At 66.0% G+C, this 18,909-nt stretch carries 28 protein-coding genes and 1 pseudogene; 11 read left to right on the top strand and 18 right to left on the bottom strand.

All coding sequences use genetic code 11. From position 1 onward, the window contains the following. Positions 1 to 122 precede the first annotated feature (122 nt). Positions 123 to 1,025: a class I SAM-dependent methyltransferase gene (locus AC5Y49_RS15005; protein WP_499888263.1), complete on the top strand. Its 903-nt coding sequence runs from the start codon at positions 123 to 125 to the stop codon at positions 1,023 to 1,025. Here AC5Y49_RS15005 and AC5Y49_RS15010 read toward each other — a convergent pair. Next, positions 1,009 to 2,358, bottom strand: coding sequence for a xylulokinase (locus AC5Y49_RS15010; protein ID WP_499888265.1), 1,350 nt, complete (start codon positions 2,356 to 2,358; stop codon positions 1,009 to 1,011). The genes AC5Y49_RS15005 and AC5Y49_RS15010 overlap by 17 nt on opposite strands. Before the next feature lie 21 nt (positions 2,359 to 2,379). Between AC5Y49_RS15010 and AC5Y49_RS15015 the strand changes: the two genes are divergently transcribed. Then, a complete protein-coding gene (locus AC5Y49_RS15015) occupies positions 2,380 to 3,360 on the top strand; it encodes an NAD(P)-dependent oxidoreductase (protein ID WP_499888268.1) in 981 nt (326 codons plus the stop codon). Beyond that, complete coding sequence (locus AC5Y49_RS15020) at positions 3,357 to 4,013, top strand: L-fuculose-phosphate aldolase (RefSeq protein ID WP_499888270.1); 657 nt, start codon at positions 3,357 to 3,359, stop codon at positions 4,011 to 4,013. Before AC5Y49_RS15015 ends, AC5Y49_RS15020 begins: the two co-directional genes overlap by 4 nt. Before the next feature lie 4 nt (positions 4,014 to 4,017). Here the strand turns inward: AC5Y49_RS15020 and AC5Y49_RS15025 are convergent, their stop codons facing one another. Both AC5Y49_RS15025 and AC5Y49_RS15030 read right to left on the bottom strand, forming a co-directional pair. After that, positions 4,018 to 4,407, bottom strand: coding sequence for a type II toxin-antitoxin system VapC family toxin (locus AC5Y49_RS15025; protein ID WP_499888272.1), 390 nt, complete (start codon positions 4,405 to 4,407; stop codon positions 4,018 to 4,020). Then, positions 4,392 to 4,631 (bottom strand): hypothetical protein, encoded by a 240-nt coding sequence (locus tag AC5Y49_RS15030; protein ID WP_499888273.1) that lies wholly within the window; start codon positions 4,629 to 4,631, stop codon positions 4,392 to 4,394. The genes AC5Y49_RS15025 and AC5Y49_RS15030 overlap by 16 nt, the downstream gene beginning before the upstream one ends. Before the next feature lie 78 nt (positions 4,632 to 4,709). Here AC5Y49_RS15030 and AC5Y49_RS15035 point away from each other — a divergent pair, with 78 nt between their 5' ends. Then, complete coding sequence (locus AC5Y49_RS15035; protein ID WP_499888274.1) at positions 4,710 to 4,916, top strand: CopG family transcriptional regulator; 207 nt, start codon at positions 4,710 to 4,712, stop codon at positions 4,914 to 4,916. Next, entirely contained in the window at positions 4,913 to 5,293 is a 381-nt protein-coding gene (locus AC5Y49_RS15040) for a type II toxin-antitoxin system death-on-curing family toxin (RefSeq protein ID WP_499888276.1), read from the top strand. Before AC5Y49_RS15035 ends, AC5Y49_RS15040 begins: the two co-directional genes overlap by 4 nt. 106 nt (positions 5,294 to 5,399) lie before the next feature. On the opposite strand, the gene AC5Y49_RS15045 is transcribed toward AC5Y49_RS15040, so the two are convergent. Both AC5Y49_RS15045 and AC5Y49_RS15050 read right to left on the bottom strand, forming a co-directional pair. Continuing rightward, positions 5,400 to 5,831, bottom strand: coding sequence for a type II toxin-antitoxin system VapC family toxin (locus AC5Y49_RS15045; protein ID WP_499888278.1), 432 nt, complete (start codon positions 5,829 to 5,831; stop codon positions 5,400 to 5,402). Beyond that, positions 5,828 to 6,067, bottom strand: a complete 240-nt coding sequence (locus AC5Y49_RS15050; protein ID WP_499888279.1) for a ribbon-helix-helix protein, CopG family — start codon at positions 6,065 to 6,067, stop codon at positions 5,828 to 5,830. The genes AC5Y49_RS15045 and AC5Y49_RS15050 overlap by 4 nt, the downstream gene beginning before the upstream one ends. Positions 6,068 to 6,483: 416 nt before the next feature. Between AC5Y49_RS15050 and AC5Y49_RS15055 the strand changes: the two genes are divergently transcribed. Then, positions 6,484 to 6,792, top strand: coding sequence for a hypothetical protein (locus AC5Y49_RS15055; RefSeq protein WP_499888281.1), 309 nt, complete (start codon positions 6,484 to 6,486; stop codon positions 6,790 to 6,792). A gap of 11 nt (positions 6,793 to 6,803) precedes the next feature. Here AC5Y49_RS15055 and AC5Y49_RS15060 read toward each other — a convergent pair. Both AC5Y49_RS15060 and AC5Y49_RS15065 read right to left on the bottom strand, forming a co-directional pair. Continuing rightward, positions 6,804 to 6,959, bottom strand: a pseudogene (locus tag AC5Y49_RS15060) (response regulator transcription factor); the annotation flags it as partial. Continuing rightward, positions 6,943 to 7,434 (bottom strand): SDR family NAD(P)-dependent oxidoreductase, encoded by a 492-nt coding sequence (locus tag AC5Y49_RS15065; RefSeq protein ID WP_499888283.1) that lies wholly within the window; start codon positions 7,432 to 7,434, stop codon positions 6,943 to 6,945. The pseudogene AC5Y49_RS15060 and the gene AC5Y49_RS15065, both read right to left, overlap by 17 nt. A 120-nt stretch (positions 7,435 to 7,554) precedes the next feature. Here AC5Y49_RS15065 and AC5Y49_RS15070 point away from each other — a divergent pair, with 120 nt between their 5' ends. The 3 genes from AC5Y49_RS15070 to AC5Y49_RS15080 are packed head-to-tail and all read left to right on the top strand — an operon-like array spanning position 7,555 to position 10,348. Then, complete coding sequence (locus AC5Y49_RS15070; protein ID WP_499888285.1) at positions 7,555 to 8,478, top strand: class I SAM-dependent methyltransferase; 924 nt, start codon at positions 7,555 to 7,557, stop codon at positions 8,476 to 8,478. 44 nt (positions 8,479 to 8,522) lie between these two features. Continuing rightward, positions 8,523 to 9,425, top strand: a complete 903-nt coding sequence (locus tag AC5Y49_RS15075; protein ID WP_499888287.1) for a class I SAM-dependent methyltransferase — start codon at positions 8,523 to 8,525, stop codon at positions 9,423 to 9,425. Between the two features lie 8 nt (positions 9,426 to 9,433). Then, on the top strand, positions 9,434 to 10,348 hold the full coding sequence (locus AC5Y49_RS15080) for a class I SAM-dependent methyltransferase (protein ID WP_499888289.1): 915 nt from the start codon (positions 9,434 to 9,436) through the stop codon (positions 10,346 to 10,348). Here AC5Y49_RS15080 and sppA read toward each other — a convergent pair. Then, positions 10,345 to 12,138 (bottom strand): signal peptide peptidase SppA, encoded by a 1,794-nt coding sequence (gene sppA / locus AC5Y49_RS15085; protein ID WP_499888291.1) that lies wholly within the window; start codon positions 12,136 to 12,138, stop codon positions 10,345 to 10,347. The genes AC5Y49_RS15080 and sppA overlap by 4 nt on opposite strands. 53 nt (positions 12,139 to 12,191) lie before the next feature. On the opposite strand from sppA, the gene AC5Y49_RS15090 reads away from it, so the two are divergent. Beyond that, complete coding sequence (locus AC5Y49_RS15090; RefSeq protein WP_499888294.1) at positions 12,192 to 13,118, top strand: LLM class flavin-dependent oxidoreductase; 927 nt, start codon at positions 12,192 to 12,194, stop codon at positions 13,116 to 13,118. Between the two features lie 123 nt (positions 13,119 to 13,241). Further along, positions 13,242 to 14,471 (top strand): serine hydrolase domain-containing protein, encoded by a 1,230-nt coding sequence (locus tag AC5Y49_RS15095; protein ID WP_499888297.1) that lies wholly within the window; start codon positions 13,242 to 13,244, stop codon positions 14,469 to 14,471. 78 nt (positions 14,472 to 14,549) lie between these two features. On the opposite strand, the gene rplO is transcribed toward AC5Y49_RS15095, so the two are convergent. The 10 genes from rplO to rplN form a co-directional block, all read right to left on the bottom strand. Beyond that, complete coding sequence (gene rplO / locus AC5Y49_RS15100; protein WP_499888301.1) at positions 14,550 to 14,990, bottom strand: 50S ribosomal protein L15; 441 nt, start codon at positions 14,988 to 14,990, stop codon at positions 14,550 to 14,552. Next, on the bottom strand, positions 14,987 to 15,178 hold the full coding sequence (gene rpmD, locus AC5Y49_RS15105) for a 50S ribosomal protein L30 (protein ID WP_499888305.1): 192 nt from the start codon (positions 15,176 to 15,178) through the stop codon (positions 14,987 to 14,989). Before rpmD ends, rplO begins: the two co-directional genes overlap by 4 nt. Positions 15,179 to 15,180: 2 nt before the next feature. Beyond that, complete coding sequence (gene rpsE / locus AC5Y49_RS15110; protein WP_499888308.1) at positions 15,181 to 15,861, bottom strand: 30S ribosomal protein S5; 681 nt, start codon at positions 15,859 to 15,861, stop codon at positions 15,181 to 15,183. Between the two features lie 25 nt (positions 15,862 to 15,886). Beyond that, positions 15,887 to 16,255 carry a 50S ribosomal protein L18 gene (gene rplR, locus AC5Y49_RS15115; protein WP_197495356.1) on the bottom strand — a complete coding sequence of 123 codons (369 nt, stop codon included), beginning with the start codon at positions 16,253 to 16,255 and terminating at the stop codon, positions 15,887 to 15,889. Between the two features lie 38 nt (positions 16,256 to 16,293). Then, positions 16,294 to 16,833, bottom strand: coding sequence for a 50S ribosomal protein L6 (gene rplF, locus AC5Y49_RS15120; protein ID WP_499888311.1), 540 nt, complete (start codon positions 16,831 to 16,833; stop codon positions 16,294 to 16,296). A 13-nt stretch (positions 16,834 to 16,846) separates the two neighbouring features. Continuing rightward, on the bottom strand, positions 16,847 to 17,245 hold the full coding sequence (gene rpsH / locus AC5Y49_RS15125) for a 30S ribosomal protein S8 (protein ID WP_499888314.1): 399 nt from the start codon (positions 17,243 to 17,245) through the stop codon (positions 16,847 to 16,849). A 67-nt stretch (positions 17,246 to 17,312) separates the two neighbouring features. Further along, positions 17,313 to 17,498, bottom strand: coding sequence for a type Z 30S ribosomal protein S14 (locus tag AC5Y49_RS15130; RefSeq protein ID WP_065015691.1), 186 nt, complete (start codon positions 17,496 to 17,498; stop codon positions 17,313 to 17,315). 4 nt (positions 17,499 to 17,502) lie between these two features. Further along, the gene (gene rplE / locus AC5Y49_RS15135; RefSeq protein ID WP_499888316.1) at positions 17,503 to 18,066 is read right to left on the bottom strand and encodes a 50S ribosomal protein L5; all 564 of its coding nucleotides are present in this window, start codon (positions 18,064 to 18,066) and stop codon (positions 17,503 to 17,505) included. Between the two features lie 2 nt (positions 18,067 to 18,068). Next, positions 18,069 to 18,386 (bottom strand): 50S ribosomal protein L24, encoded by a 318-nt coding sequence (gene rplX / locus AC5Y49_RS15140; protein WP_499888318.1) that lies wholly within the window; start codon positions 18,384 to 18,386, stop codon positions 18,069 to 18,071. Next, positions 18,387 to 18,755 carry a 50S ribosomal protein L14 gene (gene rplN / locus AC5Y49_RS15145; RefSeq protein ID WP_499888321.1) on the bottom strand — a complete coding sequence of 123 codons (369 nt, stop codon included), beginning with the start codon at positions 18,753 to 18,755 and terminating at the stop codon, positions 18,387 to 18,389. It lies immediately after the preceding gene. Positions 18,756 to 18,909 lie beyond the last annotated feature (154 nt).

Below are 18,909 nucleotides of genomic sequence, written 5' to 3' on the forward strand. Positions count from 1 at the left end.
CCCGCAGGCCAGAATATGCGCGTCAAGCAGTCTACGAGAGTAACAGCGCAGGCAGCGAACGCCCGCACGCAGGCGTACAGTTTCGGTGGCTCATTACATTGGCTAAATATCAGGATGTACCCATGACACGCAGCGAAAGTGACAGCTGGGATCTGGCGTCGAGTGTGGGCGCGACGGCGACGATGGTCGCCGCTGCCCGCGCGTTGGCCAGCAGAGAGCCCGAGCCGTTGATCGATGACCCGTTCGCCGACCCGCTGGTGCGGGCGGTGGGCGTCGACTTCTTCGCCCGGCTGCTCGACGGTCAGATCGAGGTTCCCGGCGCCGACGAAGACGCGGAGTTCAATCTGCAGCGGCTCACCCATGTGATGGCGGTGCGCACCCGCTTCTTCGACGACTTCTTCACCGACGCCAGCGCCGCAGGAATTCACCAGGCCGTCATTTTGGCCGCCGGTCTGGACTCGCGGGCCTACCGGCTGGCCTGGTCGGACGGCACTGTCGTCTATGAAATCGACCAGCCCGAGGTGGTCGAGTTCAAGACGTCGACGTTGTCGAAACTGGGCGCCCGCCCCACCGCCGAGCGCCGAACTGTGCCCATCGATCTGCGGGAAGACTGGCCGGCAGCGTTGCGCCGCAACGGGTTCGACGAAAGCAAGCCGACCGCTTGGAGCGCCGAAGGTCTGCTGTTGTATCTGCCGCCGGACGCGCAGGACCGGCTGTTCGACACCGTGACCGCGCTTAGCGCGCCGGGCAGTCGGCTGGCCACCGAATACCACCCCGACGGTCCACCGATGCTCGACGAGCGAGCGAAAGCGATGACCGAGCGGTGGGGCAAACACGGTTTCGACGTCGACCTGTCCTCGCTGGTGTACCGCGGTGAACGCAACCCGGTGACCGATTATCTGACCGAACGCGGCTGGCAGGTGTCGACACGCAGCCGCGCCGACCTGTTCACCGACGCCGGCCTCGAGTTGCCGGAAACGCCGATACCCACCCAAAACACCCTGGCGGTCACTGCCGTTCGGTAGGCGTCGACGGGCGGTCGGCCAGCTCTAGAAATCGGTGGTAGCGCTCGTCGGTGGCACTCGTCCATGCCGGATCGGGTTCGACGACACATTCGGTGCTGGCCCATCGCGCAGCGTCGGTCATCGACGATTCCAGGCCGACGGCCAGCCGGGCCAGGAAAGCCGCTCCCAGCGCCGCGCCCTCGGCGACCGCTGAGACCTGCACCGGCAGGCCGGTGGCGTCGGCGATGGCCTGCATCCAAGGCAGCACGCGGGTGCCGCCGCCGGCTGCCACGATGCGCGACGCCGGGGCACCGCTGCGTTCGACGAGCTGGCGGACGACGAAGCCGGACGCCTCGTAGGCGGCCCGTCGCAGCGCCGCGGCGTCGTGGGTGAGATCCAGCCGGTCGAGCACCGCGCGGCGGTCCGGATCATGGTAGGGCGTGCGTTCGCCACGTACATACGGTGACCACACCGGAACTCGCCGCGGCTCAGCGGTTTTCGGGTCGCCCGGTCCCAGGATGCGGTCCACCCAGTTCAAGAACAGGCCGCCGGCGTTGCTCGGACCGCCGATCTGGCTCTTCCCCGCCGCGGTGTGCGGAATCGTCCACAAACCCGGCACCTGCCGCCACTCGGGAATCGTCGCCCACACGATCAGCGTGGTGCCACACAGCACCAGCACGTCGCCGTCGTGGTCGGCGCCGGCCACCAGCTGCTCGCACAGTGCGTCGATGGCCCCAACCGCCAGCACAGCGTCGGTGTCGGGCGCCTGCGCCGCCGCCGCGCCCGGGGCGTCCACCCGCGGCATGCGGCCGGCGCCGGCACCACATTCCGCGCAGGCTTGCTCGTTCCAGCCGGTGCCGTCGAACAGCGGAAGGGTCGTATAAGCGGTGGCGAAATCCACAACTGCGTCGCCGGCCAGCGCATGGTTGGCCACCGCCGGCGCGGGCCAGTACCCGGCGGCCTCGGGCGCTTGGGCTGCCGTCCAGCGCAGAAACTCGGCCGTCTCCCCTGCCGGCGGGAACGAGGTGTCGGTGACCGGGACGCGGCCACGGCTGTCGCCGTAGAGCAGCCCGGGCGTGATCGGCCGGCCGGCCGCATCGACCGCGGTCAGCGACGGCACCATCGCCGAGACGGCCATCGCGCGGGCGTCATGGCGGGCCAGTTGGTCCACCGCGGCCAGCGGGCCTGCTCGCCACGCTGCGTCGGCGTCGTGCTCCAGCCGGTCGGGGGCGGGCACGCGAAGCTGGTGCGGGATACGTGCCCGCGCAGTCACCCGGCCGTTCTCGTCGGCGGCGACGGCTTTGACGGCGGTGCTGCCGATGTCGATGCCGATTGTGACCTCTGCGCGTGACACGGCCGTCACCGTACGCCAGCATTGGCAGTCGTGACGCGTGCTTTGGTGACGGCGCCACTGCGTGGCGATGGGTTCGACACGTTGCGGCGGCTGGTCGACGTGGTCTACGACCCGTGGATCGACCAGCGGCCGCTGCGGATTTACACCGCCGAGCAGCTGGCCGACCGGATTTCTGCTGAGAGCGCCGATATCGTTGTGGTGGAAAGCGATTCAGTTAGCGGGCCGGTGTTCGAGCTCGGTTTGCGGGCGATCGCCTCCACCCGCGGCGACCCGAACAACGTCGATATCGCCGGCGCCACCGCGGCCGGCATCCCGGTGCTCAACACGCCGGGCCGCAACGCCGACGCCGTCGCCGAGATGACGGTGGCGCTGCTGTTCGCTGCCACCCGGCATGTGCTGGCCGCCGATGCCGACGTGCGGGCCGGAGAAGTGTTCCGCGACGGCATGATTCCGTATCAGCGATTCCGGGCGGCCGAAGTCGCGGGTTTGACGGCCGGACTGGTCGGCCTCGGAGCGGTCGGCCGCGCGGTGCAATGGCGGCTGACCGGATTGGGCATGCAGGTGATCGCGTACGACCCGTACAACGACGATGCCCGCCACAGCCTCGACGAACTACTCGCCGAGGCCGACATCGTCTCGCTGCACGCGCCAGTCACCGACGACACCACCGGGCTGATCGGCGCCGAGCAATTCGCCGCGATGCGGGACGGCGTGGTGTTCCTCAACACGGCGCGGGCCCAGCTGCATGACACCGATGCACTCGTCGAGGCGCTGCGCAGCGGCAAGGTCGGGGCCGCCGGACTGGACCACTTCGTCGGCGAATGGCTGCCGACCGATCACCCGCTGGTGAGCTTGCCGAATGTGGTGCTCACCCCCCATATTGGCGGCGCGACGTGGAACACTGAAGCGCGACAGGCGCAGATGGTCGCCGACGATTTGGAAGCGCTGCTGTCCGGTCGTAGGCCGGCGCATATCGTCAACCCGGAGGTGCTCGCCTCGTGAGATTCGTTGATAACCCCGAAGCCGCGGTGCTGGCGGCCGCCAAGGACATGCTGCGGCGCGGTCTGGTCGAAGGGACCGCGGGCAACATCTCGGCGCGACGCGAGGACGGCAACCTGGTCATCACCCCGTCATCGGTCGACTACGCCGAGATGAGGCTCGAGGATCTGGTGCTGGTAGATCCGGAAGGCAGCGTGCTGCAGGCTGCCGACGGTCGATCACCGTCGACGGAAATGCAGCTGCACCTGGCTTGTTTCAAGGCTTTTGACGACATCGGCAGCGTGATCCACAGCCATCCGGTGTGGGCGACCATGTTCGCCGTTGCGCATCAATCGATTCCGGCCTGCATCGACGAGTTCGCGGTGTACTGCGGTGGGGATATCCGCTGCACCGAGTACGCCGCGTCCGGAACACCCGACGTCGGCGCAAACGCGGTCAAGGCTTTGGAGGGCCGCGCGGCGGCGCTGATCGCCAATCACGGCATGGTGGCCGTCGCACCGCGGCCGGGCAAGGCGTTGCACGTCACGGCGCTGGTTGAGCGGACCGCCCAAATCGTCTGGGGTGCACGAGCTCTCGGTGGGCCGGTGCCCATCCCGGAGGACGTCAACGCGGGATTTGCTGGGATCTACTCGTATCTGCGCGCCAATCCGATGTAGCAGGTCAAGCGACGTCGAACAATTGCAAGCCCGCCACGCGATCGAAGTGCTTGCGGTTCCGAGTCGCGAAGGGCAACTCGAAGTTCAAACAGATACCCGCCTGCAGACAATCCGCCATGCCGATATCTTGGCCGGCCGTCCGCAGCGTTGCGGCCACATCCCCGGCGCGTAGCGCACTAACCGGATCCAGCGGAAAAGCCCGTGAACGCACCAGGCGGAGAATGTCATCCCGGCGAGCCAAGAAATCCGTACCGACGCGTAATTCGAATGCGGTTATCGCGGTCACCCGAAAGCGGTGGTCGGTGATCAACTCGCGCACCAGCGGTACTCCGGGTCCCTTGCCACGAAGAAAATCGACCACAAGATCAGTGTCGACAATTACGAGGCCCGCCATCTAGCCCTTACGTCCTTGATGCATGACTGCACCTCTTGTGTCTCGGAGTCCGTGAGCGCGCCTTCGAGTCCCAACAGCAGGTCTGTCTCGTCGCTGTTCATACTCCCCAAATACGCATCCAGTGCCTCCTGGACGAGCGCCGAGAAACCGCGCACCCCGCGGCGCTGAGCAATCGCACTGAGCGCGCGATGCTGCTGATCGGTAATTTCCACGGTCGTCCGCATGCATGCATGTTAACACATGCAGATTCGTCACTCACGGGCCATAGCTGGGGGTGGTATCACTCCGGTATCATCCGGGGTATGGGTATGACGTTGCGGACCAGTGCCGAGCAAACCGAAGCGCTGCGCAAGCAAGCCGCCGCCGAGGGACGCTCGATGCAGGCGGTCGCGCTGTCGGCCATTGACGAATACATCGCACGGCGGACGCACAAAGCGAAGGTTGCGACGGCGCTGGACCGGGTACTGCGCGAGGAGGCCGGGGTCCTGGAGCGTCTCAAAGACGCATGATCGAGTACCTCGATCTCGACGACCTGCTCGACATAGCCCGCGAGGTCGGCGGGGCCGACGCGGCAGTCCGCGATTACGGCTTGCTCGAGTCAGCCTTGGCCCGCCCCCGCGCAACGGTTTTCGGTCAGGACGCTTATTCCGATGTGCACCTCAAGGCGGCAGCGCTGCTGCATTCCCTGGTGCGAAACCACGCGCTGGTCGATGGAAACAAGCGAACGGCATGGACAGCCTGCCGGACGTTCCTCGCGGTCAACGACCAGTGGATCAGCGCCCCGGAGGATGACCGCTTCGAATTCGTCATCCAGGTTGCCACCGGCGCACTCCCCGATCTCGACACGATCGCCGAGCAACTGCGCGCCTGGAGCTACCGCGAATGACAAGCCACTTCCTGCGCCGAGTTGCATGCGGGCGGTGATTCCCAGCTTGTTGTAGACGTGGGTGGACCGCGCATATCAGCGCGTCAGGAGTCGTGGGCGGGCTCGCCTACAGACGCTCCAGCTCGAAGACTCCGTAACCGGCGAAGTCACGCCAATTGGTCGACGCAAGGCGGCGAACGCCGGCCCGGTAATAAGTTGCGGCGAGCATCGTGTCGAGCAGCCGTTTCCTTCCTAATCTCAGCTCGCGCATCCACACCAACCAGACCGCGCCCACTTCGGCATCGGCGACCACCACGCGCGACTCTTGGGCATGCCACCACTGCTCGCATAGGTCCAGTGCTGCAGCCATGTGGAGGGGTCGCTCGAACCGTCGTTCGTCGGTGACGACGTGACAGAACTCGGTCAGCACCTGCGCCGTAATGGCCATCGACGCCGGTTTGCCGACAATCTCGCCATCGAATAGTTCCCAACACGTGCGGTGCGAAGGGTGTTCTTCGGCGGTCAAGCCGACCAGGAAGCTCGTGTCGACGCCGATCACGATTCGGACCCGAGCATCTCCGACAGTAGATCGTCCTCGGCTGCCAACGGCTTGAGTACCGCGCCGAGCGAGCGCGGCCGAAAGTCGCGCAGATTGTTACGCGGGCGAAGGCGTTCGCGCCGGTACTCCTCCATGGCTTCGCGAATCAGCTCCGAGGTGGGACGGCCAAGACGTTTTGAAGCACGCTGGAAGTCCTCATAGACCGGCTCGCTTACATTGACCGTGATGGTCTTCATACATTAACTGTAATGTATTACCAGCGCGCGATCGACTGGCTTTTCGCATCGTGCATCAAGCTGGGCGGGCGATCGACGACCCCAGCCGCCCCGAACACAGGTAGTCCGCTACGCGTGTGGTGCGTGGCTCCGGCGACAAGACTTTGTGGGGCGACGGTACTTCACCGACGCCCTTCGGGAGACTGCCATGACCATCGCGATTGATCGAGCGAGATGCGGCCCACGATTCCGCGTGCCTCAAAGCGACACTGAGCAGCTCACTCGGCGGGCCGCCTCTCAGCGGAAACGCGGATGACCACCGTAGCCGTCGCGCAAAATCTACGACCTCGTCTGCAGATTTGCGCGCAACCACCGATGGACTTCGTCCGACCAAGTCGCATAGTCGAAGCATCAACAGGAAAGCAGAAGGACCTGTCATGAACATCGTTAACGGCAACGCCACGATGGTCACCGGCGCCACGGCCCCCAAGCAACATCCCGGCACGACTTCCCGGGCGCCGATCCTCATCAGCGAGCACGAGGTTGTCTTCGGTACCGCGGCAGCGATACCGTTGCGGCCGAATACTTTTCATTGGCGGACTGAGGTGCGGGGTATCGTCGTCGCCGCGATGCGCCGGCTGTCGATCATCTCGACACCGTCTGGCTGCCAGCCGCACCGGAACTACCCGAAGCGCTATGGATTCCTCGAGCGCTCCTGCATGGGACGCGAGATGCTCCGACTGTGAACGAATGTGGCTCAGCTACGGCGGGCGGCTTCCTGCGCTAGCTGCACGCGCGAGGCGAAGTCGAGTTTTGCATAGACGTGGCTGAGATGGGTTTCCACGGTGCGAGGCGAGATGAAAAGCCTTGTGGCGATGTCTTTGTTGGCCAAACCATCACTGACCAGCCGAACGAACCCGGCCCGACCGTGGCAGCAGGTGGCGGGTGATCGCGTGCAGTGAAACCGAGAACGGGTCGGCGAACACACCGCGGGCCAGCATCCGCGGCAGCACCGCCAGCACCAGCCGCATCGGCGCAAAGAAGTTGACCCCCATGACCGCCTCCACCGCCGCCGGCTCCAACTCGCTGACCGCCCGGCGCTTCGGGATCGCCGCATTGTTGACCAACACGTCGATGCCACCGAGGCCCTCCCATGCCGCAACGGCCAGCGGATCGATGGCCGCGGTGTCGGCCAGGTCGGCGACCCACATCTGCGAATCCGGCGAGCTTCGCCGGCAGGCGGTCAGCACCGCGTCCAACCGCTCACGCCGGCGGGCGACTAGGCCGACCACCGCGCCGTCGGCAGCGAGTTGTTGGGCCAAAGCGGCGCCCACGCCCGACGATGCACCGGTAATCAGCACCCGCTTGCCTACCACCGAATAGGGCATGCCCAAAGCGTGGCGCGACTGGCCAGTTATGACACGCAAAACCGCAAGATACGTGCCTCAAGTGGCCACCCAGCGCTAAGCAAGTTACATTGGCTAAGTAACGACTTTGAAGGAGCAGATATGGCGCGGACGGATAACGACACCTGGGATCTCGCTTCGAGCGTGGGGGCAACCGCCACCATGGTCGCGGCCGCTCGGGCGGTGGCGACTCGTACCGAACGCCCGTTGATCAACGATCCGTTCGCTGAACCGCTGGTGCGGGCCGTCGGTATCGATCTGTTCACCCGGATGGCCAGCGGCGAGTTGAACCCCGCCGACCTGCAGGACGACGACGACCGGGCCGGCGCACACCGCATGGCCGACAACATGGCCGTGCGGACCAAGTTCTTCGATGGATTCTTTCTCGATGCGACGCAGTCCGGCATCAGCCAGGTGGTCATTTTGGCATCCGGTCTGGATGCCCGCGCCTACCGATTGGCGTGGCCGGCCGGGACGGTGGTCTACGAGGTGGACCAGCCCCAGGTCATCGAGTTCAAGTCCGGCACGCTGGCCAAGCTGGGCGCCGAACCCACCGCAGAGCGGCGCGCGGTCGCCATCGATTTGCGCGACGACTGGCCCACCGCGCTGCGCGAGACCGGGTTCGATCCGAGCAAGCCGACGGCGTGGAGCGCTGAGGGCTTGTTGGGCTATTTGCCTGCGGAAGCACAAGACCGACTGCTGGACACCATCACTGCGCTCAGTGCACCGGGTAGCCGGTTCGCCACCGAAAGCGTGTCCAACCCCGTGCCCGCCGACGAGCAAAAGATGAAAGAACGGATGCAGAAGGCCTCGCAGCGGTGGCGCGAGCATGGTTTCGACCTCGACATGACCGAGCTGGTCTATTTCGGCGACCGCAACGAAGCCGCACCCTACCTATCCGGCCACGGTTGGCGGGTCACCGGCGACAGCGTCCGGGATTTGTTTGCCGCCAACGGTCTTCCGCCGATCGACGAGGAAGACATGCCGTTCGGTGACCTGCGCTACGTCAGCGCCACCCTGAACTAGCGCCGATCGCAGCGACTCGGCACAGCCCAATCTAGGAGGACCCAATGGCACGAACTCACGACGACACCTGGGATCTGGCCTCCAGCGTGGGTGCCACCGCGACGATGGTGGCGGCCTCGCGCGCGCTGGCCTCGCAGGGCCCCGACGCGCTGCTCGACGATCCGTTCGCCGATCCACTGGTCCGTGCGGTCGGCCTTACTCCGTTCATCCGGCTGATCGACGGCGAGGTCAGCCTGGATGACGATCCGTGGCTCAACCGCAAAACGCGCACGGAGCAAATGGCGGTACGCACAAGGTTTTTCGACGACTTCTTCACCAGCGCCACAGAGGCCGGCGTACGGCAAGCGGTGATCCTGGCCTCCGGCCTGGACACCAGGGCCTATCGACTGCGGTGGCCGGCGGGCACCGTGGTCTACGAGATCGACCAGCCGCAGGTCATCGACTTCAAGACCAGCACCCTTGCCGATTTCGGCGCCACACCGTCGGCGCAGCGCCGCACAATCGGCATCGACCTGCGCGACGACTGGCCGGCAGCCCTGAAAGAGGGCGGTTTCGACCCCGACCAACCGACCGCGTGGAGCGCCGAAGGGCTGCTGCCCTATTTGCCTCCGGAGGCCCAGGACCGGTTGTTCGACAACATCACCGCGCTCAGCGCTCCGGGTAGCCGGCTGGCCACCGAGCACTTCCCTGAGCCCGACGCCTTCTCCGGCGACCATGCGCAGCGGATCAGCGAACGGTGGCGCCGACTCGGTTTCGACGTCGACATGGCCGACCTGTTCTATCAGGGCGAACGCAGCATCGTCGTCGATTACCTCTCCAACCGCGATTGGCAGGTGAGCCCCTACCCGATCCGGGAGCTGTATGACCGCAACGGCTTTGAATATCCGGACGGCGATTTGATGGCTGTCTTCGGCAAGATGAGCTACGTCTCAGCGACGCTCGGATAGGGACACCGATGGCACGCACACATGATGACAGCTGGGATCTGGCCTCCAGCGTGGGCGCGACCGCGACCATGGTCGCCGCGGGTCGGGCGATGGCGACGAAGGATGCCCGCGGACTGATCAACGACCCGTTCGCTGAGCCGTTGGTGCGCGCAGTAGGGCTGGACTTCTTCGTCAAGATGATCGACGACGAGCTGGATCTGTCGACCATCGAGAACGCATCACCGGCCCGCGTACAGGCGATGATCGACGGAATCGCGGTGCGCACCAAGTACTTCGACGACTACCTCCTGGACGCCATGGGAACCGGCGTGCGCCAGGCAGTGATACTGGCCTCCGGACTTGACTCACGCGCCTACCGGTTGCAGTGGCCGGCCGAGACGGTGGTCTACGAGATCGACCAGCCCCAGGTCGTCGATTTCAAAACCACCACACTGGCCGGCATCGACGCTGATCCGACCGCGACGCGGCGCACCATCCGCATCGACCTGCGCTCGGATTGGCCGGCGGCGCTGCAGGAGGCCGGCCTGGACATCAGCGCGCCGACGGCCTGGCTGGCCGAAGGACTGCTGATTTACCTACCGCCCGAAGCCCAAGACCGGTTGTTCGACAACATCACCGCGCTGAGCGTGCCGGGCAGCACCATCGCCACCGAATATGTACCGGGCATCCGAAATTTCGACGCTGAGCGGGTTCGGGAAATGTCGGCGCCGCTGCGGGAACAAGGCATCGACATCGATATGGCGTCGTTGGTGTACGCCGGCGAGCGCAACCACGTCGTCGAATACCTGCATGGCAAAGGATGGGCAGTCAACGATGTCACGCGCGCGGAACTGTTCGTGCGCAACGGACTCGAAGTTCCCGCAATCGACGACGACGACCCGCTGGGCGAGATCATTTTCGTCAGCGGGACGCTGGCGGGCTAAAGCCGCGACTCCCCCAGCCATAGCACGCTCGCGCCGGTCAGCGTCCGCTCAGCCTGGTCCACAAGTCCGACGACCGACTGGCCGATCAACGCGCCCACCGCGTCCGGCAGCGACGCGGCGGCCGGTTGCGACGACGGACGCGGCCGGAGGAACTCCCACAACGAGGATCCGGGGTAGCTGACGATCCGGACCTCGGCATCTTCGTCGAGGCCGGCGAGCACCTTCGCCCGGCGCAGCGCGGTACGCAGTCCGCCGAGCTCGTCGACCAAGCCATGCTCGAGGGCGTCGGCGCCGGTCCAGATCCGGCCCCGGGCCACTTCCTCGACCGCCGCCGCGCTCAGGTGCCGGCCCTCCGCGACGCGCTCCACGAAGTCGGTGTAGATCAGGTCGGCCTCCGCTTCGACCTGGGCATGCTGTTCTGGGGTGAACGGCGCATTAACCGACCATGCGTCGGCATTGGCGTTGGTGCGCACCGAATCTGACCCGACCCCCAGCCGATCCTTGAGGTCTCGGGCGACCAGCTTTCCGGTCACCACACCGATCGAACCGGTGATCGTTCCCGGATTCGCCACGATCGCGTCGGCGCCCATCGAGATGTAGTAGCCGCCGGATGCGGCAACCGCACCCAGCGACGCGACCACCGGCTTGCCGCGACCGCGGGCCTTGGCGACCTCGCGCCAGATGACTTCGGACGCGGTGACCACGCCGCCCGGGCTATTGACACGCAACACGATCGCCGACACCGACGCGTCGGCCGCGGCTTCGCGCAGCGCCGCCGCGATGGTGTCGGCGCCGACGCTGGATGTCCCGAACGGGAACACTCGGGGACCGCCACGCCCGCTGTCGATCATGCCGGCAACGGTGACCAGGGCGACGGTCGGTTTGGGCCGGCGACCGGGAATCGGCGGCAAGGGCGCCGACCGCGGAACGCTCGCACGGGCGTAGCGGGCCAGGTAGAGCCGTGCCGGCGCGTTATCGCTGTCGGCGTCGCCGGTCTCCGGCGAGATGCCTTCGGCGCCAACGAGTTCCGCGATCCGCGCGTAAGCTTCGTCGCGGTAGCCGATGCGGTCGATGAGGTTGGCGCTCACCGCATCGTCGCGCAGCAGTGGCGCACGATCGGCCAGTGCATCGACGGCATCGAGGTCGATCTTGCGAGATTCGGAAACCGCCTGCCACACCTGCGTACGCAGGCTCTCCAACAGCCGGGTGTCGGCTTCGCGGTGCGCGTCGGTGTAGCGGTCCTGGGTGTAGCGGTTGGCCGCCGACTTGTATTCGCCGCGGGCGACGTACTGGGCTTCGATACCGAGCTTGTCCAGGGCCTCACGCAGGAACAGGGCGTTGGTGGCGAAGCCGATCAGCCCGACGCTACCCGCCGGCTGCATCCATACCTCACCGAACGCCGAAGCCAGGTAGTACGACAGCGTGCCCGGGTAGGTCTCAGCCCAGGCCAACGACGGCTTGAGGGCGGTGAACGCGGTGATGGCGTCCCGCAACTCCTGAACCGGACCGGGCGAGGCGGCCGGAAGCTGCACCCGTGCGATCAGGCCGGCGACCCGAGGGTCGTCGGCGGCCCGGTAAATTGCGGCGACGGCTTCGCGCAGTACGAGTGGCCGGCCACCGGCGCTGATGATCGCCAGCGGGTCGAAGCCGCCCGTCTCCGGCGGTGCGCCGTACAAGTCGAGTTCGAGTACGCACCCGTTGGGGATGCCGTGGTGGCGGGCGGCGTCGACGCGACGTACCAGAGCGCGCACCCCGTCAGCGCCGGGCGGGTCGGGCAGGAAACCAAGCATGGCGTCGAGCCTACCGATGGCCCAGGTCACCGCGGCGGCCTACGGTGAGCAGGATGAGGTTTTCGATCTCCATCCCTCAACTGGACTCGACCGGCTTCGATGCGGCGGGTGTGCGGTCCTACCTTGCCCGCGCCGAGGAGCTCGGGTTTGACGGCGGTTGGACGCTGGAGCAGGTTGTCGGCCAAGCGCCTCTGCTGGCGCCGCTGGAGCTGCTGGCCTTCGCGGCGGCCTGCACCGAGCGGCTGCGGCTGGGCGTGGCGGTGCTCGTTGCGTCACTGCATGATCCACTGCAACTGGCCGCGGCGGTGACTGCCGTCGATCGACTCAGTCACGGGCGGCTGGACGTCGGGGTCGGAACCGGCGGCGGCTTTCGCCAGTTCTCAGCCTTCGGGGTGGAGAAGGCGACCTTCGTGCGCAGTTTCACCGAAGGTCTGCAATTGATGAAGGCGGCCTGGTCCGATCAGCCGAGGGTGACGTTTCACGGCCGGTTCCGTCAGGTTGACGATCTGCCGATCCAGCCGAAACCCGTGCAGCGGCCCCACCCACCGATCTGGTTTGGTGGACAGGCACCGCAGGCGCTGGCTCGGGCGGTGCGCCATGGCGATGCGTTTCTGGGTGCCGGCTCGTCGACCACAGCCAACTTCGCCCAGGCCGTCGACACAGTGCGGCGCGAGCTCGCAGACCAGGGCAAGGATCCCGCGCGGTTCACCATCGGCAAGCGTGTCTATCTGATGGTCGACGACGACGCCGCCAAGGCCCGCGAACGTGTGATCGCCGGGCTACGGCGCATTTACGGCCAGATGCGCGGCATCGACGCGGTCCCGGTCTGCGGCACTCCCGACGACGTCGCCCGCGGACTGCGGGAAGTGATCGACGCCGGCGCTCAGATGATCCTGCTCAACCCCGTCGGCGACGACGTCGCGCAAGACCGTGAGCAAATGGAACGCCTTGCCGCTGAGGTGATCCCACAGATCGCCTAATCCGCGCGAGCGTGCGTGTTTCCGGTCGACACGCCGAGCAATTTTCCGGGTTTGCGCACCTTCACACACCGAAGAAATGGCGATTCGGCGGTCCTCGGCGGCGGGTCGCGATATAAACACCCGATGGTCCTCAAAGTCACCGTGTCGCCGGATCTGATCGACGGCAACGTCGACGAGGGGTATGGCAAGGTCGCCGACGCGTTTCGGGCCAATTTCTCCCGCGGCCGTGAGGTCGGCGCCGCCGTCGCCGTCTACCGCAACGGCGTCAAAGTCGTCGATCTGTGGGGCGGCTACCGCAACGGCATCACCAAGGAACCGTGGCGCCACGACACGATGGTCAACATGTTCTCGACGACGAAAGGCATTGCCTCCCTTGCGGTTGCCGTCGCCGCCTCCCGCGGCCTCCTCGACTACGACGCCAAGGTCACCGATCACTGGCCGGAGTTTGCGCAGGCCGGCAAGGCCGAGGTAACCGTGCGGCAGCTGCTGTCTCATCAAGCTGGACTACCCGTGCTGGATGCACCGCTGCGACTGGCCGACCTGGCCGATCCAGACAAGCTGTCGGCGGTGCTGGCAGCACAGGCTCCGGTCTGGCCACCGGGAACGCGGCACGGCTATCACGCCATCACGCTGGGCTGGTATGAGTCCGAATTGATCCGGCACGCCGATCCGGCGGGCCGATCGTTGGGCCGATTCTTCGCCGACGAAGTCGCTACTCCGCTTGGTCTGGACCTGCACATCGGATTGCCCGCCTCGGTGGACCGCGGCCTCGTCGCCCACTTGCACGGCTGGCGACGCTCCGAGGCGCTCTTACACCTCAATACGCTGCCGCCGCGTGTCGCGCTGGGCTTACTGAATCCCTTCGGCCTCACCAGCCGAGCCGCTATGTTGCCCCACGACGTCGACGCGATGCGCGACTACAACCGCGAAGACGTCCGTACCGTCGAGATTCCCGCCGCCAACGGAATCGGCACCGCCCGCTCGGTCGCGAAAGCCTACGGTTGCGCGGCGACCGGAGGCAGCGAACTCGGTTTAGCCGCAACCGCTCTCGATGCGCTTACCCAGCCGGCGGTCACTCCGACCGGCGGGCTACACGACAAGGTGCTGCATGTCGACTCGGTCTTCTCGTTGGGCTATTGCAAACCGGTGTCACACTTCTGCTTCGGCTCGTCCGACAGGGCGTTCGGCACGCCGGGGCTCGGTGGCTCGTTCGGGTTCGCCGACCCGGACACCGGTATCGGGTTCGGGTATGTAATGAACCGGCTGGGTTTTCACCTGTGGAGCGATCCGCGGGAAATCGCGCTGCGCCAGACGCTGTTTCGCGACGTGCTGGGCGCTCGACCGCAGACGTAGCCGCGGCGAGCGTGCGTAAACCCGGTGCTGAGTGCGGCGTGGCGGCCGGGGACACGCACGCTCGCGCCAGTGGTCTCGCTACAGTTCGGTGACCGAGCCGCCCGCGGCGGTGATCTTCTCCCGGGCGCTGCCGCTGAACTTGTGGGCGGTGACGTCGGCCTTGACCGCGAGCTTGCCGTCGCCGAGCACCTTCACCAGTGAGTTCTTGCGCACCGCGCCCTTGGCAACCAGCTCGTCGACACCGACTGAACCGCCTTGCGGGAACAGCCGATTGATGTCGCCGACATTGACGACCTCGTATTCGGTGCGGAATCGGTTGCGGAAACCCTTCAACTTGGGCAGCCGCATGTGGATCGGCATCTGCCCACCTTCGAAGGTCACCGGCACGTTCTTGCGGGCCTTGGTGCCCTTGGTGCCGCGGCCGGCAGTCTTGCCTTTGGATCCCTCACCCCGACCGACACGGGTGCGTTTGGTCTTCGACCCGGGCGCGGGCCGCAGGTCGTGAAGTTTGATCGTCACTTCTTCGCCTCCGCAGGTTCTACCTCGACGAGGTGGCGCACCACCGCGATCAGCCCGCGAGTCTGAGCATTGTCTTCGCGGACGACCGAATGGCGAATTCGCCGCAGTCCCAGGGTACGCAAGCTTTCCCGCTGCTTCCAGCGAGTACCGATGGTGCTGCGCACCTGGGTGATTTTCAAGTCTGCCATGGCTATGCCGTTCCTTCACGCGCTGCATTCGTTGCCAGCGCTTCGCTTTCCCGCCGCGCCTTCAACATGCGGGCCGGTGCGACGTCCTCGATCGGCAGCCCACGTCGAGCGGCCACTTCTTCGGGCCGCTGCAGCAGCTTGAGCGCCGCCACCGTCGCGTGCACCACGTTGATCGCGTTGTCGCTGCCCAGCGACTTGGCCAGAATGTCGCGCACACCGGCACATTCGAGCACCGCACGTGCGGCACCGCCGGCGATCACTCCGGTACCGGAGCTGGCCGGTCGCAACAGCACCACGCCGGCCGCCGCCTCACCCTGCACCGGGTGGGTGATGGTGCCACCGATCAGCGGCACCCGGAAGAAGCCCTTGCGCGCCTCTTCGACGCCCTTGGCGATCGCGGCCGGCACCTCCTTGGCCTTGCCGTAGCCGACACCGACCATCCCGTTGCCGTCGCCGACGATGACCAATGCGGTGAAGCTGAACCGGCGTCCACCCTTGACCACCTTCGAGACGCGGTTGATGGTGACGACCCGCTCCAGGTAATTGCTATCGCGGTCGCGGCCACGGCCCCCGCCGCGGTCGTCGCGACGTCCCCGGCTCTCGCGCCCTTCGCCACGCCCCTCACCGCGAGTCGCGCCGCCGGTGTCCGGAGCGGCGGCCCCTGCAGTCGGCTGCTCCGTCATGATGCGGTCCCTCCATTGTGTTTCATCAGAACTTCAACCCGCTCTCGCGCGCGGCGTCGGCCAGCGCAGCGATCCGCCCGCCGTAGGTGTAGCCACCCCGGTCGAACACCACGGTGTCAATTCCGGCTGCTTTGGCCCGCTCGGCGATCAACTGGCCGACCCGCACACTGTGGGCCTTCTTGTCGCCATCGACCCCGCGCACATCGGCCTCGATCGACGAAGCAGCCGCCAACGTGGTGCCGTTGAGGTCATTGACCAGTTGCACATGGATATGCCGCGACGACCGATGCACCACCAGGCGCGGACGCTCCGCGGTGCCCGAAATCTTCTTGCGTAGCCGCGCATGCCGGCGCAGCCGGGCTGCGCGACGAGCAGCGGACACGCTCTGCCCCACCGGCTTCCGCGCGGTACCAGCTTGCGTTTGTGCCATGACTACTTACCTGTCTTTCCGACCTTGCGGCGGATCTGCTCGCCTTCGTAACGCACGCCCTTGCCCTTGTAGGGGTCGGGACGGCGCAACCGGCGGATATTCGCCGAGATCTGGCCGACTTTCTGCTTGTCGATCCCGGAGATGGAGAACTTCGTCGGCGTCTCCACCGCGAACGTGATGCCTTCCGGCGCCTCGATCACTACGGGGTGGCTGTACCCGAGCGCGAATTCCAGCGTGGTGCCCTTGAGCTGCACGCGATAACCAACGCCGAAGATCTCCATCTTCGTGGTGTAGCCCTGCGTCACACCGGTGACCAGGTTGGACACCAGGGTGCGGTTCAGGCCGTGCAAGGAACGGTTGCGCCGCTCGTCATCTGGGCGGGTCACCACGATCGCGCCGTCGTCGTCTCGCGCGACGCTCAGCGGGTCCGACACCTTGAGTTCCAGGGCGCCCTTGGGGCCCTTGACCGACACGTTCTGACCGTCGATCGTCACGTCGACACCGGCGGGGACCGGAATCGGCTGCTTACCAATACGCGACATCTCTACGTCTCCCTCACCACACGTACGCGAGGACTTCGCCGCCCACGCCCTGTCTGGCTGCCTGACGGTCGGTGAGCAGGCCCGAGGAGGTCGAGATGATCGCCACACCCAGGCCGCCAAGCACCCGCGGCAGGTTGGTTGATTTCGCGTAGACGCGCAGACCCGGCTTGGACACCCGCCGCAGACCGGCGATGCTGCGCTCGCGGCTCGGCCCGTACTTCAGCTGCACGACAAGCGCTTTGCCGACTCGAGCGTCTTCGATGTGATAGTCGCTGATGTAGCCTTCGCGTTTGAGGATCTCGGCGATGTTGGCCTTGATCTTCGAGTGCGGCAGACTCACCTCGTCGTGGTACGCCGAATTGGCGTTGCGCAGACGTGTCAAAAAGTCTGCGATCGGATCCGTCATGGTCATGACAGCCGTATCACCTTCCTCGCAGCGGTTCCCCGTCCGGGCCTGCTGCGCAACTGTTCGGGGCCGGTTACCAACTGCTCTTCTGCACGCCGGGCAATTCGCCGGCATGCGCCATCTCGCGTAGGCAGATCCGGCACAGCCCGAACTTGCGGTACACCGCACGCGGACGGCCGCACTTGCTGCAGCGGGTGTACGCGCGCACCGCGAATCGCGGCTTGCGCTGGGCCTTGTTGACAAGTGCCTTCTTCGCCATCTGTTCAGTTCTCCTTGAACGGAAAGCCGAGGGCCCGCAACAGCGCTCGTCCTTCGTCGTCGGTCGTCGCCGAGGTGACGACGGTGATGTCCATGCCGCGTGTCCGGTCAATCGAGTCCACGTCGATCTCGTGGAACACCGACTGCTCGTTCAGCCCGAACGTGTAGTTGCCCCCGCCGTCGAACTGCTTGGGCGACAGGCCGCGGAAGTCGCGGATACGCGGCAGCGCAATCGAGGTGAGCCGGTCGAGGAACTCCCACATCCGGTCGCCGCGCAGCGTGACCCGGGCGCCGATCGGCATGCCCTCACGCAGCTTGAACTGTGCGATCGACTTGCGGGCCCGCCGAATCTCCGGCCGCTGCCCAGTGATCAGCGCCAAATCGTTGACCGCGCCGTTGATCAGCTTGGCGTCGCGGGCGGCGTCGCCGACGCCCATGTTGACGACGACCTTGACCACAGTCGGGATCTGCATGACGTTGACGTAGCCGAACTGTTGGTTGAGCGCGTCACGGATCTCTTCCCGATAGCGCACCTTCAGCCGCGGCTGAACCTTTTCTGCAGTCGTCATCTCTAGATGTCCTTGCCGTTGCGCTTGGAGATGCGGACCTTCTTGCCGGTTTCTTCGTCGACCCGGTAGCCCACCCGGGCGGGCTTGCCGTCGGAATCGACGACCATCACGTTGGAGACGTGGATCGGAGCTTCCTGCGTGACGATGCCACCCGACTGCGCGCCGCGTTGATTGGTCGAGATCGGGGTGTGCTTCTTGATCCGGTTGACGCCTTCGACGAGCACCTTGTTGCGCGTTGGGTAGGACTGCAACACCTTGCCTTTGGCGCCCTTGTCCTTGCCGGAGATGACCAGGACGGTGTCGCCCTTGTGGACCTTCATTTACAACACCTCCGGGGCCAGCGACACGATCTTCATGAAGCGCTTCTCACGCAGTTCGCGGCCCACCGGGCCGAAGATGCGAGTTCCACGCGGGTCGTTGTCGGGCTTGATGATGACCGCCGCGTTCTCGTCGAACTTGATGTAGCTGCCGTCGGCGCGGCGCCGTTCCTTGACGGTGCGCACCACGACGGCCTTCACAATCTCCCCGCGCTTGACGTTGCCGCCGGGGATGGCGTCTTTGACGGTCGCCACGATGACATCACCGATACCGGCGTACCGCCGTGACGAGCCGCCGAGCACGCGGATGCACAAGATCTCCTTGGCGCCGGTGTTGTCGGCCACCTTCAACCGCGATTCCTGCTGAATCACTAGATCTCCTCGGCCCTGGTTAACGTGTGCACGCCCATACAGTGCCGTCGAGGCCTGACGTGCGTGGTCTTCATTACCGAAGGGCACGCGGGGCCGACTCGCGCCGGCCGAGGTCTGCCCACGGCAACCCCTAGAGTCTAGGTGACGACCAGCT

The organism is Mycobacterium sp. NGS62, from assembly GCF_059812285.1.